At 59.6% G+C, this 17303-nt stretch carries 14 protein-coding genes; 12 read left to right on the top strand and 2 right to left on the bottom strand.

The features are described from left to right. Positions 1-85 precede the first annotated feature (85 nt). Together hfq and hflX are read left to right on the top strand one after the other, a co-directional pair. The gene (hfq, locus tag ACP7E0_RS16600; RefSeq protein WP_018325164.1) at positions 86-328 is read left to right on the top strand and encodes an RNA chaperone Hfq; all 243 of its coding nucleotides are present in this window, start codon (positions 86-88) and stop codon (positions 326-328) included. Between the two features lie 78 nt (positions 329-406). After that, a complete protein-coding gene (gene hflX / locus ACP7E0_RS16605) occupies positions 407-1732 on the top strand; it encodes a GTPase HflX (protein ID WP_426126154.1) in 1326 nt (441 codons plus the stop codon). A 56-nt stretch (positions 1733-1788) separates the two neighbouring features. Here the strand turns inward: hflX and mazG are convergent, their stop codons facing one another. Together mazG and ACP7E0_RS16615 are read right to left on the bottom strand one after the other, a co-directional pair. Continuing rightward, positions 1789-2622 carry a nucleoside triphosphate pyrophosphohydrolase gene (gene mazG / locus ACP7E0_RS16610; protein ID WP_426126155.1) on the bottom strand — a complete coding sequence of 278 codons (834 nt, stop codon included), beginning with the start codon at positions 2620-2622 and terminating at the stop codon, positions 1789-1791. 6 nt (positions 2623-2628) lie between these two features. Beyond that, positions 2629-3216, bottom strand: coding sequence for a deaminase (locus ACP7E0_RS16615; RefSeq protein ID WP_426126156.1), 588 nt, complete (start codon positions 3214-3216; stop codon positions 2629-2631). A 244-nt stretch (positions 3217-3460) separates the two neighbouring features. On the opposite strand from ACP7E0_RS16615, the gene cysG reads away from it, so the two are divergent. From cysG to ACP7E0_RS16665, 10 genes are all read left to right on the top strand, one after another. After that, positions 3461-4921, top strand: coding sequence for a siroheme synthase CysG (gene cysG / locus ACP7E0_RS16620; RefSeq protein WP_426126157.1), 1461 nt, complete (start codon positions 3461-3463; stop codon positions 4919-4921). Position 4922: 1 nt separating this feature from the next. Next, positions 4923-5237: a DUF2849 domain-containing protein gene (locus ACP7E0_RS16625; RefSeq protein ID WP_426126158.1), complete on the top strand. Its 315-nt coding sequence runs from the start codon at positions 4923-4925 to the stop codon at positions 5235-5237. A 14-nt stretch (positions 5238-5251) separates the two neighbouring features. Beyond that, positions 5252-6925 carry a nitrite/sulfite reductase gene (locus ACP7E0_RS16630; RefSeq protein ID WP_426126159.1) on the top strand — a complete coding sequence of 558 codons (1674 nt, stop codon included), beginning with the start codon at positions 5252-5254 and terminating at the stop codon, positions 6923-6925. Between the two features lie 17 nt (positions 6926-6942). Beyond that, positions 6943-7440, top strand: coding sequence for a DUF934 domain-containing protein (locus tag ACP7E0_RS16635; protein WP_426126160.1), 498 nt, complete (start codon positions 6943-6945; stop codon positions 7438-7440). Positions 7441-7577: 137 nt separating this feature from the next. After that, positions 7578-8390 (top strand): ferredoxin--NADP reductase, encoded by an 813-nt coding sequence (locus ACP7E0_RS16640; protein WP_426126161.1) that lies wholly within the window; start codon positions 7578-7580, stop codon positions 8388-8390. 301 nt (positions 8391-8691) lie between these two features. Next, positions 8692-9951, top strand: a complete 1260-nt coding sequence (locus tag ACP7E0_RS16645; RefSeq protein WP_426126162.1) for a ferredoxin reductase family protein — start codon at positions 8692-8694, stop codon at positions 9949-9951. Between the two features lie 42 nt (positions 9952-9993). Then, complete coding sequence (locus ACP7E0_RS16650) at positions 9994-13248, top strand: c-type cytochrome (protein ID WP_426126163.1); 3255 nt, start codon at positions 9994-9996, stop codon at positions 13246-13248. Positions 13249-13321: 73 nt separating this feature from the next. Beyond that, positions 13322-14218: an OmpA family protein gene (locus ACP7E0_RS16655; protein ID WP_426126164.1), complete on the top strand. Its 897-nt coding sequence runs from the start codon at positions 13322-13324 to the stop codon at positions 14216-14218. Continuing rightward, positions 14219-15757 carry a caspase family protein gene (locus tag ACP7E0_RS16660; RefSeq protein WP_426126165.1) on the top strand — a complete coding sequence of 513 codons (1539 nt, stop codon included), beginning with the start codon at positions 14219-14221 and terminating at the stop codon, positions 15755-15757. Then, positions 15757-17301 (top strand): caspase family protein, encoded by a 1545-nt coding sequence (locus ACP7E0_RS16665; RefSeq protein ID WP_426126166.1) that lies wholly within the window; start codon positions 15757-15759, stop codon positions 17299-17301. Before ACP7E0_RS16660 ends, ACP7E0_RS16665 begins: the two co-directional genes overlap by 1 nt. Positions 17302-17303 lie beyond the last annotated feature (2 nt).

The raw sequence follows: 17303 nt of genomic DNA on the forward strand, positions 1-17303 counted from the left end.
AGACGAGTTTTTTCAGCGTTCGGGCTATTCAGATTGTATAATCAACCGGTTAAATCGTACCGGAAAATAAGAAAGAAGCGGCGCTATGGCGGAACGTTCTCAGAACTTGCAGGATCTTTTTCTCAATACCGTCCGCAAGCAGAAGATATCTCTGACAATTTTTCTTATCAATGGTGTGAAACTGACGGGCGTTGTCACGTCTTTTGACAACTTCTGTGTGCTTTTGCGGCGTGACGGGCATTCCCAGCTCGTATACAAGCACGCAATCTCGACAATCATGCCGGGCCAGCCGATGCAGATGTTCGAGAGCGAAGAATCCGCATCCTGACGGGATACAAGACACATTACCAAACGTGATACCAAATCGGCGTCGATCATCCCGGAGCTTGAAAAGCTTCGTGATGACATGCGCGCCGTTGTCATCGTCCCAGTCCTGAAAAAGACGGGCAGACAGAACGCTGAGATTATCGCCGCGACTTCGACGCGCAGCGACGAAAGCCGGCTGGAAGAGACGATCGGGCTTGCGCTCGCCATCGATCTTGAAGTCGTGCACGGCATGATCGTGCCCGTCGCCCAGCCGAAGCCGGGCACGCTGCTCGGCAGCGGCAAGATCGAAGAGATCGGCCATCTGCTCAGCGAGCACAATGCCGGGCTCGTCATCATCGATCATCCGCTGACCCCGGTGCAGCAGCGCAACCTGGAAAAGGAGTGGAACTGCAAGGTCATCGACCGGACCGGTCTCATTCTCGAAATTTTTGGCCGCCGCGCTTCCACCAAGGAAGGTACGCTCCAGGTCGAGCTTGCGCATCTGAACTACCAGAAGGGCCGTCTGGTTCGCAGCTGGACCCACTTGGAACGCCAGCGCGGTGGTGCCGGCTTCATGGGTGGTCCGGGCGAAACCCAGATCGAAGCCGACCGCCGGCTGTTGCAGGAAAAGATCGTCAAGCTCGAGAAGGAGCTGGAGCAGGTGCGCCGCACCCGTCAGCTTCACCGCGCCAAGCGCAAGAAGGTGCCGCATCCGATCGTCGCCCTCGTCGGTTATACGAATGCCGGCAAATCGACGCTGTTCAATCGCATCACCGGTGCCGGTGTTCTCGCCGAAGACATGCTGTTTGCCACGCTCGATCCGACGCTGCGCCGGATGAAGCTGCCGCATGGCCGCATGGTCATGTTGTCCGATACCGTTGGTTTCATCTCCGACCTGCCGACCCATCTGGTCGCCGCCTTCCGTGCGACGCTGGAAGAGGTGCTGGAAGCCGACCTGATCCTGCATGTGCGCGATCTCGCCGATCCGGACAATCAGGTGCAGGCGCAGGATGTCGTGCGTATTCTTGACGGCCTCGGCATCGACGAGAAGGCGCGTTCGGAACGCATCATCGAGGTCTGGAACAAGATCGATCTGCTGGATGCCGACGCGCATGAAAGCCTCGTCCAGAAGGCGGTAAACAGCGAAAACACCGTTGCCGTTTCAGCCGTCACGGGCGAGGGTGTCGATCACCTGCTCGACGAGATCAACAAGCGCCTGTCCGGCGTCCTGATGGAATGCAATGTCGTGCTGCCAGCCAACAAGCTGCAACTGCTGTCCTGGGTCTATGAGCACACGATGGTCGATGGCCGGGAAGACCTGGAGGACGGTTCCGTCAGTCTTGATCTGCGCATGACGCCAAGCGAATCGGAAGAACTCGACCGGCGCCTCGGCAATGGCCAGAAAGCCGCGGCCCAGGACTGGTAGGTCTGAAATGCACATTGACGTAACGGCATGCCGTTACGTCAATCGATCGCAACGTATTATGCCAGCTGCCGCTCGATTGCCTTGGCGGCCTGCCACAGACTTTCCATCCGTTCCAGCGTTGCCGCTTCAAGCGTTTCTCCAGCCGCCTCCAGTTCCGTCTCGATATGCGCGAAACGGCGCCGGAACTTGGTGTTGGTGCCGCGCAGCGCCATTTCGGGATCGGCGCCGACATGGCGGCCGATATTGACGACGGCGAAGATCAGGTCACCGAGTTCGTCCGCTACCTTTTCCTTGTCGTTCGATGCCAGGGCCTCGCGCAGTTCGGCGATCTCTTCCTCGATCTTGTCGAGGATCGGTTCGGGCGAAGACCAGTCGAAGCCGACCTTGGCTGCCCGTTCCTGCAGCTTCAAGGCTTCGACCAGTGCCGGAAAGCTGCGCTGAACAGAGCCCAAATGCCCCGTGTTGACATCCCCCGGCAGGCCACGCTTTGCCCGCCGTTCAAGGCGTTCGGTTTTTTCCGTCTGCTTGATTTCGTCCCATTGCAGTTTCACGGCCTGGGGTGTGTCCGCGTCAGACCTCGCAAAGACATGCGGATGGCGCCGGATCATCTTTCGGGTGATCGCTTCCACCACATCGCCGAAAGCGAAATCGCCGGCTTCTTCAGCCATGCGGGCGTGAAAAACCACCTGCAGCAGCAGATCGCCAAGTTCTTCGCAGAGATCGTCCATATCTGCGCGCTCGATCGCGTCGGCAACCTCATAGGCTTCTTCCAGCGTATAGGGTTTGATGGTCTCGAAGGTCTGGACGATGTCCCATGGGCAACCCGTTTCCGGCTGGCGCAGGGCTTCCATGATGTCGAGCAGGCGGTGGATATCCTTGGAGGGCTGCATGGGGGCTCAGTTCAGCGGAATGGCGTTATCGTCCTTGCCGGACTGGTAGGCGTCCGACAGCGACTGGTATCTTGCGCGAATGCGCTGGTCCTGTGCCCGAAGTGCCGCTTTTTCGGCGTTATCCAAGGTCGCCACCAGATCGGCGATCGAGGACGAACGCCAGAATGCGTTGGTCTTGGCATAACCGCCGGGCTCGAGCCGGAAAACCTCTTTGAGGATTTTCAGGTCGTGCGGGATCGAGAACGCGTCGCGTGAATCCTCGTGGCTGAACAGATAATAGAAATTGTCGAAGCCGGCCCAGGTGATCGCCGAGAGGCACATCGAACAGGGCTCATGGGTCGAGAGGAAGATCAGCTCTTTGGTATCCGGCTTTTCCGCGCGCTCGTAAAAGCGCTTCAGCGTATGCACTTCGCCATGCCAGAGCGGATTTTCCGTCTCGTTATTGGTTTCGGCGATGACCAGCGACAGATCCGACTTGCGCAGGATCGCCGCGCCAAAAACCTTGTTGCCGACCGCGACCCCCTTTTCCGTCAGCGGCAGGACATCGGTTTCGATGACGGTGAGCAGTCGTTCTGCAAGCTTGGAATTGTTCATCAGCTCAAGGCTCCGGACACTAGGATTATGGGCATTTAGCGGATTTCCAGTGCCATAGGCAATGCTTGGAAACCCGATCCTGCCGGCCTCAATGGTCTCGTCCTCGGAGATATTTGCTCAAATTATGCTGGAGTCGAGCAAAAGAATATCCGCCTGCAAAGGCATCGGAATTTCTGTTTCTTCAATTTTCACGGTATAAAGGGGATATTCCCCTTAACCTGTAACAGGATCAGATTCCCACGTTATGACCGAGCAACTGACCGTCTTTCCGGCATTCTTCCGCGTTGCGCAGAAATGTGTGGCGGTTTTTGGCAATGGCGACGAGGCGTTTGCCAAGGTTCGGCTGTTGCTGAACACGCAGGCCCGGATCGTTGCCTATGCGGATAAGCCGGAAGCCGGCTTTGCGGCTTTCCTGTCAAGAAATGCCGTCGAACTCGTGCAAAAGCCCTTCGAGGCAACTCAGGTCGACGGCGCGACGCTGGTGTTTGCCGCCACCGGCGATGCCGAGCAGGATCGTTTGATCGTTGCGGCAGCCCGCGCTCAGAAAATTCCTGCCAATGCGGTAGATCAACCGGAATTCTGCGATTTCCTGACGCCGGCGCTGGTCAATCGTGCGCCGGTTGCCGTTGCCATCGGCACGGAGGGCGCAGGTCCTGTGCTTGCCCAGATGATCCGCGCCCAGATCGATCAGCTCCTGTCCCCATCTCTCGGCGCGCTTGCCTCGCTGGCGCAGGCCTATCGTGATACCGCCGATCGTGTGCTGCCGCGTGGTGTCTCCCGCCGTGTGTTCTGGCGTCGCTTCTTCTCAGGCCCCGTCGCCGATCAGGTGTCGCTCGGAAATGTGGCCGAGGCCCGTCGTGAGGCATCCCGGCTGTTGCAGTCGGTCGATCGTGTTCCAGGTCACGTCTGGCTGGTCGGCGCCGGTCCGGGTGCCGAAGACCTTTTGACCTTGCGCGCCCAGCGCGTGATGATGGAAGCAGATGTGATCGTCTATGATGCCCTGGTGCCGAAGGCGATAGTCGATATGGGCCGCCGCGACGCCGAGCGCCTGTCTGTCGGCAAGCGCAAGGGTTGCCATTCGAAATCGCAGGATGAGATCAACCAGCTTTTGGTGCGCCTCGGCCAGGACGGCAAGCGCGTCGTGCGGCTGAAATCGGGTGATCCGCTGGTCTACGGCCGCGCCGGCGAAGAGATGGCCGCTCTGCGCGAAGCCGGTATCACCTATGAGATTGTGCCCGGCATTACCTCGGCCTTTGCTGCGGCCGCCAATTTCGAACTGCCGCTGACGCTGCGCGGTGTCGCATCCTCGCTGATCTTTACCACCGGCCACGACCTGACCGGCGATGTTCTGCCCGATTGGGCGCGTCTTGCCATTTCCGGCGCCACCATTGCCGTCTATATGGGCCGCACGGTCGCAGCCTCTGTTGCAGCCCGCCTGATCGAGGCCGGTCTGCCGGCGGAGACCACGGTTGCGGTGATCGAAAATGCCAGCCGGGCTGACCGTAAGCTGCTGCACGGCACGCTGAAGGATCTGCCGGACCTGCAGTATCGCGACGAGTTGGATGGTCCCGTCATGGTGATCATCGGCGATGCGGTAGCAGGTGCGAATTTCGAGCGCTCGCAGCCGCTGGTCAAGGGCAAGACGACCGGCGCTACCGCTCATGTGGGCGTGCCGCACAAACTGACTGATGAAGTGAGGAATTGACATGGCCGACAAGGTATTGACCGCAAACCGCCTGTCCGACGGCATCTCCGTCTGGCTCGATGCGTCGGGCAACTGGGTGGAATCGCTGCAGGACGCGTTTATCGCTCGCCATGCCGAGGCGGTTACAGCTCTGGAAGCGACCGGCAAGGCCGCCTTTGCCGACAACAAGGTGGTTGACGTGAATGTCATTGATATTGAAGAAGTGGGCGGCGTACTGCGGCCATTGCGTCTGCGCGAGCGCGTTCGCGCCGAAGGCCCGACGATCGATTATGCGCCGGGATACAAGGGCCTGACCGGTCCCGTGCACGCGGCTTAAGGAAAAGAAGACCGATGTACCGTTACGACGAATTCGACCATGCCTTTGTTGCCGACCGTGTCGCGCAGTTTCGCGATCAGGTCACGCGCCGTCTCTCTGGCGAGCTTGCCGAGGATGCCTTCAAGCCGCTGCGGCTGATGAATGGCGTCTATCTGCAGCTTCACGCCTATATGCTGCGCGTTGCCATTCCCTATGGCACGCTGAACAGCAACCAGATGCGCATGCTTGCCCATATCGCCCGCAAATATGATCGCGGCTATGGCCATTTCACCACACGCCAGAACATCCAGTACAACTGGCCGAAACTGTCGGATACGCCGGATATCCTGGCCGATCTTGCGTCGGTCGAGATGCACGCCATCCAGACGTCGGGCAACTGTATTCGCAACGTCACCGCAGACCATTTTGCCGGTGCCGCTGCCGACGAAGTTGCCGATCCGCGCCCTTACGCCGAAATCCTGCGCCAGTGGTCGTCCGTTCACCCGGAATTCTCCTTCCTGCCACGCAAGTTCAAGATCGCCGTCACCGGCGCCGCGCGCGACCGCGCCGCCATTCAGGTGCATGACATCGGGCTTCATCTGAAGAAAAACGACAAGGGCGAGATCGGCTTTGGCGTCTATGTCGGCGGCGGGCAGGGCCGCACGCCCATGATCGCCAAGAAGATCCGCGACTTCCTGCCGGAAGAGGACCTGTTGTCCTACACGACCGCGATCATGCGCGTGTATAACCTGCATGGCCGCCGCGACAACAAGTACAAGGCGCGCATCAAGATTCTCGTGCACGAAACCGGTGTCGAGCAGCTTGCCGGTCAGGTCGAGCAGGAATTCCTGCAGCTGAAGAACACCGAGCTGAAACTGCCGGAAGCCGATATCCAGGCCATCACCACCTATTTCGAACTGCCGCCGTTGACCGATCGTCCCGAAGGCTGGGCCAATCTGGCCGGGTGGAAGAAGGCCGATCCGGACTTTGCCCGCTGGGTGCAGCAGAACGTCCAGCCGCACAAGCATCCGGACTACGGCATGGTGACGGTGTCGCTGAAGCCGATCGGCGGCATTCCAGGCGACGCCAGCGACAGCCAGATGGATGCGATTGCCGATCTGGCGCAAGAATACGCCTTCGACGAGATCCGCATCAGCCATGAGCAGAATATCATCCTGCCGCATGTGGCTCTGGCCGATCTGGAAGCGCTCTATCGCGGTCTCGTTTCGATTGGTTTGGCGACTGCCAATGCCGGTCTGATCACCGATATCATTGCCTGTCCCGGCTTGGACTATTGCGCGCTCGCCAATGCGCGCTCGATCCCGCTTTCGCAGGAAATCTCCACCCGCTTCGGTAACCCGGTCCGGCAGGCCGAGATCGGCGAGCTGAAGATCAAGATTTCCGGCTGCATCAATGCCTGCGGCCATCACCATGTCGGGCATATCGGCCTTCTGGGCGTGGAAAAGAAGGGCGCCGAACTCTACCAGATCACGCTGGGCGGCTCCGGCGACGAGAACACCTCGATCGGCGAGATCATCGGTCGCGGTTTCGAGCCAGAGAAGGTCACGGACGCCATCGAGAAGATCGTCAACACCTATCTCGGTCTGCGCAAGGACGCGTCGGAAATCTTCCTCGACGCCTATCGCCGGGTCGGGCCGCAGCCCTTCAAGGACGCGCTTTACGGCGGCAATGCCCAGGAAGCGGCCTGAGGTTCAAGGACAAGCATATGACACAGATCTGGAAAGAAACCGGCTTCGTGACCGACGATCCCTGGGTTGTCGAGACGGAAGAAACCAAGGCCGGCTCGAACGAGAAAGCCATTCTCGGGATAGATGCCTTCGTTGAGAAGGCATCGTCCGGCGATAGCGGGCTTGGCGTCTTGGTCAATCCGGCCGACGACGTGACGCGGCTGCAGCCGTTTCTGGAGCAGGTGTCGCTGATTGCGGTGGCCTTTCCGGCTTTCAACGACGGCCGGGCGTTCAGCCATGCGTCGCTGCTGCGCGTTCGTCTTCATTACGGCAAGGAAATCCGCGCTGTCGGTGACGTGCTGATCGACCAGGTGCCGCTGATGCTGCGCTGTGGCATCGACAGTTTCGCCGTCAGCAACGAGACGGCTCTGAAGCGGCTGTCCGAAGGACGGCTGCCGGGCATCGACAATCACTACCAGCCGACTGCTAAACCGTCGGCGGATGCGAAATCCTACAGCTGGCGGCGGGTTTCCTGAGGCCGCGACACACTGAAGCACGCATCAATCCGCAAAAGGCGCTATAATTGGAACGGAATTGCTTCCAAACCAGCGCCTTTTGGAATATCCGCTGATACCTGAAAGCATTGCTCATCATTACAGGACCTGACGCCGAAATGAATGCTCCTGCCAAGATCGAAGAATTTGCCGTAACCGTGCCTGCGGGCGTGTTCGCTGAAACGGTGACCAAGGTCACGCATTATACGGACCGGCTGTTCAGCTTCCGCATGACGCGCCCGACCGAGTTTCGTTTCCGTTCGGGCGAATTCGCCATGATCGGCCTGATGGTCGACGGCAAGCCGATCTATCGCGCCTATTCGATCGCCAGCCCGGCCTGGGACGAGGAGCTTGAATTCTTCTCGATCAAGGTGCCGGACGGCCCGCTGACGTCGCATCTGCAGGGTATCAAGCCAGGCGATCAGGTGCTGATGCGCAAGAAGCCGACAGGCACGCTGGTGCTCGACGCCCTGACGCTCGGCAAGCGCCTTTACATGTTCTCGACTGGGACCGGCATCGCACCGTTTGCAAGCCTGATCCGCGATCCGGAAACCTTCGAGAAGTTCGAAGAGGTCATCCTCACCCACACGACCCGCGATGTCGCCGAGTTGAAATACGGCTTTGACCTGATCGAGGAAATCCGCAATCACGAATTCCTGGCCGAACTGGTCGGCGACAAGCTGCGCCACTATGCGACGGTGACCCGCGAGGACTATCCGTTCAAGGGCCGCATCACCAATCTGATGCGCGATGGCAAGATGTTCTCCGATCTCGGCCTTCCGGCTTTTGATCCGGCCGTCGATCGCGGCATGATCTGCGGCTCGACCGAGATGCTGAAGGAAACCAAGGAAATTCTCGAGGCGGCCGGTTTGAATGAAGGCTCCAACAATAAGCCGGGCGAGTTCGTCATCGAACGCGCATTCGTTGGCTGACATTTTCGCTGATCCGGATAATCAGAGGCGGCCTTCGGGTCGCCTTTTTCGTTTCGGCTCAAGCCGTGCGCCGGCAGGTGCGATGCGCAACGATTGCGGGAGGCGGACTGGGTGGCTCCACGTTGTTGCGTTGTCCCATCTGTGAGTAAAATCGAATGTACCCGCAAACACAAAAGCTTGGGTTCGCGCGAATAAAGATCACCGCAAAATCGTATGTTCTACAATAGCAGTTGACGAAGCTTAAGGGGCTTGCCAGTCTTGCCTTGGGGCTCCGCTGCTGCGGAATTGTGGGGGGTAGTGTGTGAGTGCGGGTGCTGTTTTTGTCTGGTCATTGATAGGATTTGCGGGGCTGCTGGCCATCCCCGCGGTCAGTCACACCAATGCGGGCACCACGTTTTCGCTGATGGCGTCCTCCATGGCCTTTACCGGCATGGCGCTGGCGCTTTTCATGGCAACCCGTCCGCCGTTCGTGGAGCGCCTTTTCGGTGGTCTTGACCGGATTTACCAGACGCACCGCCGCGTCGGCATCACCGTACTGGTACTGATTCTCGTGCACTATTTCATCACGCCGGATTTCAAGGGGCTGTCGCTGACCGGCGGGCTGAACAAGCTGGCGGCGCAGGCGGGGGAATACGCTTTCTATGCCCTCGTGGTGCTGCTGGTGCTCAGCATCGTCAAGATCATCCCGAAGACGAAGGTCGAGATACCCTACCATTTCTGGCGCCTGACACACCGTTTCATCGGTCTGCTGTTCATCATGGTCGCCTTCCACCAGACGTTCATCAAGCGGCCTTATGACGGCACCGCGATGCTGGCGACCTATCTCAACATCTTCGCGATGATCGGCACGCTGAGCTATATCTACACCCAGCTTTTTCCCTGGCTGCGCACCCGGACCTACGAGGTCTTCGATGTGACGCGCCACGAGGGGGCGACGATCATTTCGGCCCGGCCGACACGGCGTCCCCTGAGCGCAAAGCCTGGCCAGTTCGGGTTTTTCCGGGTCAACAAGCCCGGCCTGCGTGAGCCGCATCCCTTCACGATTGCGGGCATGGATGATGATGGCGTCGTCCGCTTTGCCATCAAACCGCTGGGGGATTATACCAAGGCCCTGCGCGAAGGCATCGCAGTCGGCGACCGCCTCAAGCTGGAGGGTGGCTATGGTCATTTCAACCATCGCCGCGGCGGCAAGAAACAGATATGGCTGGCCGGCGGCATTGGTGTTACGCCGTTTCTGGCGATGGCGGGGCGCCTGAAGGGGGATGAAGGCCAGGATATTCACATGGTCTATTGCGTGCGCGATCGAAGCGAGGCCATCGGCCTCGATACGTTCGAAACGCAAGCGGAAAAGCTATCGAATTTCAGTTTCACTTTGCATGATTCCAAAACCGACGGTCGGCTCGACGCTGCAAAGCTCGCGGCATCGAGCGTTGTCGACCCGGCGGGGGCAGACCTCTGGTTCTGTGGGCCACCATTACTCCGAAAAGCCATTGAAGAGGGACTTAAGGACCTCGGCAAGAAACCCAAACGGGTCGAGTTCGAGCAGTTCGAGTTCCGATAACGGATCGCTTATTTGTCGTTTGAAAAGCAAGGAGAACAAGCCATGCGCATGTTCGATCAACTGTCCGGGAAAATGATCCGTGGGCTACGCCTGCCGCGCTCTATTCTGGCGGTAGCGGCTACCGTGCTGGCGTTGGCCCAATGTCCGGGCGCGGCATCGGCCCGTGATGCCTTTGCTGACGATGCCTATGCGACCTATAAAGCGAATACCGACAACGGCAAATATCTGTTCAACGCGTCGGGCTGCGGCGCCTGCCACGGATCGGCCAGGAATACCGAGGTCTTGTCCGGCGGACTTGAGATGGATACGGCGATCGGCAAGTTCTATGCGCCGAATATCTCGCCCCATGCCAATGGTATCGGCGGCTGGACCAATGCCCAGTTCCTCAACGCGGTGATGCAGGGGATCGACCACGAGGGCAACAACCTCTATCCGGTCATGCCCTACACCGCCTATGGCGGTATGAAGCCGGAGGATGTGCTCGACATCAAGGCTTATATCGACACGCTGATTGCGTCGGATGCCGTGTCGCAGGAACACGAGATCGCTTTCCCCTATAGCCGCCAGACAACGATCACGCTGTGGAAGCGCAGTCATTTCAACGTGCCGGAATATCAGTCGCGCGAAGAAACCCAGATGGAGCGCGGACGCTATCTCGTCGAAAACGTCGGTGGTTGCGGCGACTGCCACACGCCGCGCACCACGACTTACGGTCTCGACATGGACAACGCCTATACCGGCGAAAAAGGCCTGACCGGCGCGGTGGCCCCGGATATTTCCAAGGCGCGGATGGCAGGCCTTGCTTCGCCTGACGTGTTTACCGTCGGCCTGATCGACGAAGGTAAGAAGCTGTCGGGAGCGCCGCTGATAGATCCGGTCATGCGCGAGATCGCCCACGGATTGTCGGCGCTGACCGAGAAGGACCGCACGGCGATCTATGCCTTCCTGTCCGACCGCGAGGTCAAGCCGCCGCAGCCGGTGGCGCAATCGGCAACGGCCGTCTGTAAGGAAAGCACGCCTGCATCCGCTTTGGCGGGTGACAATGCGGGTCTGGCGACGCAGGCCGACGCTTTCATCGGCAAATATTGCCGCAATTGCCATGGCCCGGGCGAAAGCTCGCAAGGGTCCTATCCGGCCGGCGACATGAACACCATCGCGGCCGATGCAGCCTTCGTGGTTCCGGGCGATGCGGCGAAATCCCGTCTGTTCACCTCGGTCACCAGCGGCCGCATGCCGCTTGGCAAGCGCCCGACTGCGGAAGAGGTCAAGAGCCTTGAGGGCTGGATCAATTCGCTCAAGCAGTCGGATCTGCCACAGACCGCGGCCAGCAAGCCTGAGCGCACACGACCCATGCTGTCCTATCGCGATTTCATCGAGGCCGGGCTGAAGGATATTTCCAAGGTCAACGATCTCGACCGGCAATACATGCGCTATTTCTCCTACCGCAACCAGTACAATGGCATGATGGGCTGCGAGGAGGACAAGACCTTCATGAAGCGCATGGACGTGCTGGCCGGCGGCTTCAAGAAGCTGTTGAACTCGCTGTCCTATGGTCCAAAACTTGTGTTGCCGCAGGAGGTGGAAGGAACTAACGGACTGATGGTCCGGGTCGATCTCCGCGATCTGCAATGGTCGGCGGATGACTATAATTTCCTGATCTCGCAATATTTCTACGGTGTCGATCCCGGCAGCGATGCGTCGCTTCTGGCACTGACCAAGGAAACCGACACCGTTCTGCCGATCATGCGCATCGACTGGTTCATGGCCAATGCGGCCAAGCCGAAGATCTACAACCAGCTGATGAAGCTGCCGACGCATATCCGCGAACTGGAACAGCGGTTCCAGATCAACGTCGATGACAATATCCGCCGCCGCCAGGTGCTGCGTGCGGGCTTTGCCGACGGTTCGTCCGGTGTTTCCGATCATAACCGCATGCTTGAGCGTCATGAGATGCCGTTCGGCGGTTACTACTGGAAATCCTATGATTTCGGCGGCGATGTCGGCCGCCAGGTGCTGAAGCGCTTCCCGCATGGACCGAAGGAGCTGGAGCCGCTGGATGGCGGGCTGACCGCCTTTGAGCATGATGGCGGTGAAATGATCTTCTCGCTGCCGAACGGACTGCAGGGCTATTACCTGTCGACGGCGGCAGGCAAGCAGCTGGATGTCGGCCCGACGACGATCGTGTCCTTCCGCAAGCGGCCGATCGGCAAGGGCGTCGAGATCATCAACGCCCGCTCGTGCTTCGACTGCCATGCCAACGGCATCCTGTCGAAAAGGGACCAATTGCGTGAGCACATCCAGACATCGACGTTGTTCAACAAGGATCAGCAGGCCATTTTGCTCGACATGTATGTGCCGCAGGAAGAGCTTGACGCCGCCTATAACAAGGACCGGCAGCGGTTCGTCGAGGCGCTGGTCAAGCTCGGCGTGACCGAGCCGACGCCGGACGGCAGCGCCCAAAGCATGCAGGCGCCGGGCAATGCCGAACTCGTCACTTATTTTGGCGACAAGTATGAGGACGAACTCGATTTCGATGCGCTGGCAGCGGAATTCGACATGACGCCGGCCGAGCTGTCTTCCGCCATCAAGCGGGTGGAAGACGTCGATACCTTGCGTCTTGGTATCGATTGGGTGACGACGCTGGAAGCCGGCGGAACCATTCCACGCGCCGAAGTCGAACAGCAGTTTCCGCTGCTGCTGCATCCACTGATGCAATTGAAGCCGCTCGATACCACCACAGTCCATGTGGCGGTGGCCAGCCAGAGCCAAGATGTGGCGGGTCAAACGGCGCAGCAGGATTATGTCAAGGCCGAGACGGTCGCAGCCGCAACCCCTGCCTACCGCCAGGAACAGCCCGCCGACTACAACAAGCTCGAACTGGCGCTGCATGTCGCGACGACGACCGCGAAGGTCGGTGATCAACTGTCTTTCGAGCTGAGTGCCAACAAGGCCTGCGAGCTGCAGATCCTCTATGTCGAGGAAACCGGCAATGTCGAGGTCATCCCGGACGAAATGATCGGCAACACGACGCTACAGGCGGGGGAAAAGCGGCAGATCCCGCAGCCCGGCACCGGTAATTTGACCTTCGATACGCCGGCACCCGCCGAAACGATGATCGCCTATTGCCGCGAAGGCGGGCTCGGCGACCAGAAGCTCTCGGTCGAGCGGGCGCGCCAGCTGGTGGCGCAATCGCATTTGCCGCCGACGCGTGGACTGGCGATCAACCTGGCCAAGAAGGCCGAGGACGATAAGGGTGCCAGCGGCCTGCAGGTGGTGACATTCGAGATCAAGCAGTAGGGAAGACGCCGGCGGCCAAGTGTCGTCCGGCCTGTGTAAGCATTATTTTGGAATGGCATGGGAAGGCTGCGTGATGGCATTGAAGGTTTTGGTCGGGGCATCGCTGCTGGCATTTTTCCTTGCGGGGACGGCTTCGGCTGCGTGCGATGCACTGGCGCAGGTCGCTGAGGCCACCAATGCCGGAAACGAGGCGCTGGCAAAACAGATTGCCGCCATGCCGAAGCCCGGTTGCACGGCGGACGACAAGGCGATGATCGATCGCGTCGCGGCACTTTCATCCTTCAACCGGATTGTCGGCGCCGTCGGGCAGGGTGCCAATCTGGCGGATTTCGAGCAGGAGCTTGAGACGATCCGCACCAGCAATTCGGCACCCTGGCAGGTTTTTGACGCGCTCGGTGATATCAACCGTGACCGCCGGAATTATGAGGCAGCGGCGCGGTACTATCAACTGGCGCTGGAGGATGCCGCCAACGAGGTGATGACGCCTCAGTGGATGGCGCCGGACGAAGCCTATATCGTTCGCCTCGATCATATGGCGACCGAGATGCGGCTTGCCGCACCCAAGCCGGTGAAGCTCACCGTGCGCGGCGCCTGCAAGATCAGCTATCGCGGCGTGTCATTGAAGAAAAAATCGACGCCGGTACGCTACGTCTTCGGTACCGCCGAGTTCACCCCGGAGGGGTTGGATTCGGCCAAGGACCTGTCCGAATGCCTGAAATCGGTCAAACCCAAGACGATTACCCTGATCGGCCATACGGATCCGGTCGGGACTGCAGAGGCCAATCGGATGCTTTCTCTGGAGCGCGCCGACGCACTGGCTGAGTATCTGGTTGCCGAGGGGTATGCAGGCCAATGGACCGCGGTTGGCAAGGGTGAGGACGAGCCGTTCAAGGCAGATGATGCCAGCGCCTATGACGAGGAGACACTGAACCAGATGAACCGGCGCGTCGACGTCGATGTGGAGAACTGAATGATGCTGCGCCGCCTGGCTCTTGTTCTTCTGATTTCCGCAGCGCCGCTCGGTGCCGCATCCGCCAGGACCTTTGCTCTGGTCGTCGGCGTCGATGCCTATCCCTACGAGGTCAGCCTGGATGGCGCGATCAAGGACGCCAAGGACGTGCAAGGCGCCTTGCAGCGGGCGGGCGTCGATCAGATAGCGACGTTCTTTGACGCTGCCGCCCGCAAGGACGATATCCGCGCCGCCTGGACCGGATTCGTCGGCAGTGCGGTCAAGGGCGATACGTTCATTTTCACCTATGCCGGGCACGGCGCGCAGATGCCGGAACTTGTCGCCGGTGATGAGGCAGACGGGCTTGACGAGTTCCTGCAATTGCCGGGTTTCGACCGCAGCCGTGCTGAGGAAACAGAACACGAGATCATTGTCGATAACGAGCTGAACGCCTGGTTTTCCGAAGCCGAGGCCAAGGGTGTACAGGTTCTGTTCGTCTCCGACAGTTGCCATTCCGGCGGCATGAGCCGGTCCTTTTCCGGCAAGACACGTCTTGCCCAGGCCGTCACGGTCAAGCTGCCGCCGCCATCGGAAGAAGCGGTGTCCGGCGCCGAGGTGAAAGAGGCACAGTTCCGGAATGTGACGGTGCTTGCGGCCTCGCTGGAGAGCCAGCCGTCGCCTGAAGTCATCATCGACGGCGAGCCGCGCGGTGCCTTGAGTTGGAGTTTTGCCCGTGCCGTGGAGGGATCGGCAGATCGCGACAGTGACGGCCGCCTTTCCCGTATGGAGCTGGAGGATTATGTCTTTGCCAATGTGAAGAACCAGTCGGAGGCGTTGCAGGTCCCGAATTTTACGCCGCAACTGCCGCGATCCGAGGATGAAGTGGTCATGCCGCTGGCCCGGAGTGCAGTGGTTGCCGCCGAACCGGGCGCGAAAAAGACCTATCAATCCGTTCGCGAAACTGGCTGGGATGGCAAGCTGGCACTGTCTGTCATGGGTTCCGATGTCGTGCCGGACAATACCGGTGGAACGGGTGTGCCTTATCGCTGGGATGCCGCCAGCGGCATTTTCTACACGCCGAATGGTGACGTTGCGGGCGAGCATATCGATACGGGCATGATCCAAGCGGTCGTCAACAAGTTCATTCTGCTCGATTTTCTGAAAGTGATGGCAAGCCAGAATCCGGGTGCCGTATCCTTGACGCCACAGAAGGATATCTATGCCGCTGGCGATAAGATTTCTTTCGATGCCCCGGCGTCGGGCTACAGGAACATGGTTGTGTTCAACCTTGCCAATACCGGGCAAGTGCAACTGCTGGACGTCCAGTCGGAGGGTACGGCGAGTGTCGCGTTCAAGCTCAGCAATCTGCAGGTCGTGGAACCCTTCGGCGCCGACCATCTGATCGTCATTTCCACCAATGAACCCATTGATGCGATTGGTGCGGCACTTGCGAGCAAAAGCGTCGATGCGGCGGCCGTGTTGCAGCTTCTGTCCACCCGCATTGACGGCACCGATACGAGCGTGGCGATCCAGCCGCTCTATACCCGGGAAAAATTGTGATGACCGCTTTGCGAACCACTGCCATCGCCTCGCTCTGTTGCCTGGCATCGCTGGGCGCGGCAAGGGCTGAAGACCGGGCTCTGGTGATCGGTATCGGCACCTACGAGAACCTGCCGGAAGACATGTTTCTGCATGGCCCGAAAAACGATGTGAAGGCGATCCAGTCGCTTCTGACGGGGACGCTGCATTTCAAGCCGGAGGCAATCCGGGTTCTGACGGATGAAAATGCCACCCGGCAGGCGATGCTATCCTCGATGGACGAATGGCTGGTTGCCGGAACCGCGCCGGGGGACCGGGTCTATCTCTATTTCTCCGGGCATGGCCTGCAGGTCAAGGATGTCAGTGGCGATGAGGAGGACGGCATGGACGAGGCCATTTCGACCTACGATATCAAGGCCGGCGAAGACGACTGGACGAACGTCATCCTCGATGACGATCTTGAGGCGGTGCTGGAGAAGTTGAAGGGCAGGGCGGTGACACTGGTGATCGATGCCTGCCATTCCGGTACGATTTCCCGATCATTGTCGCCACAGGCCGTGTCAGGCTTGCAAGGTGCGCGCTATTTGCCGCGCCCTTTTGCTCGCGCTGGCACAAAACCGGCAACACGAGGCCTTCGCATCGACCTTGGTGTGGTCGACAAGCCAGCGCAATTGACGGCTGGGGGATTGACCGTCTGGAGTGCTGCTGCAGCGTACCAGGTGGCGTGGGACGATGTTCGCCTGCCGATCGAGGAGCGGCACGGCGTTTTCACGTCCGCTTACATAGCCGGCTACACACCGCTTGAATCCGATGCGAATGGCAACGGTCTCATCAGCAATGCCGAGCTTTTCGAATATGTGACCCGGAAATCGAAAGAATATTGTTCGACGCTGGAAGGCTGCGACAATCTCGATCCGCAGCTGGAAAGCGTGCCGGAGGCGCTGGGCAACAGTGTCGCCAAGCCGGAGCCAGACAAGGCAGAACAGACGGCGGCGGATCAACCTAAAGACAAGCCGGAGCCGGTTTACCAGGAGGTCAAGGTCGAGGCTGGTGTTGCCCCGGCTTATGTCGATGCCGATCCCGTCACGGCGATTGGAGATATCGTCGGCAAGGCGGATACCGGCGAGGTTACGGTTAGACTCGACACCGGCCCGAAGCTGAAGAAAGACCAGGTGTTCAAGATTTCGGTCACCAGCCAATATGACGGAAATCTCGTCCTCCTGGACGTGAACGGTAAAGGCATGGCGACGCAGATTTTCCCGAACGATATGGCGCAGAAAATCACGCCGCTGTCGGCCGGTTCGACATTGACCATACCGGACGACTATTACGGCTTCGATTTCGAGGCTGACGGCAGTGGCGAGAATATGCTCGTCGCCATCGTTGTTAGCGATGCCGTGGATTTGAAGGATGTTGCACCGTCGGCGCAGGGCCTGACTGCCCAACTCGACGCCCGGCAGTCTCTGAGCGAGATCGTCGCCCGACTTCAAAAGACCTGGACCGGCGATAGAGAAAACCGCGGCGTACATTGGTCGCTGGGAACGCTGAAATATACTGTCGAATAATC

The sequence above is a fragment of the Pararhizobium sp. PWRC1-1 genome, from assembly GCF_049897905.1.
In the GTDB taxonomy this organism is placed as follows: domain Bacteria; phylum Pseudomonadota; class Alphaproteobacteria; order Rhizobiales; family Rhizobiaceae; genus Pararhizobium.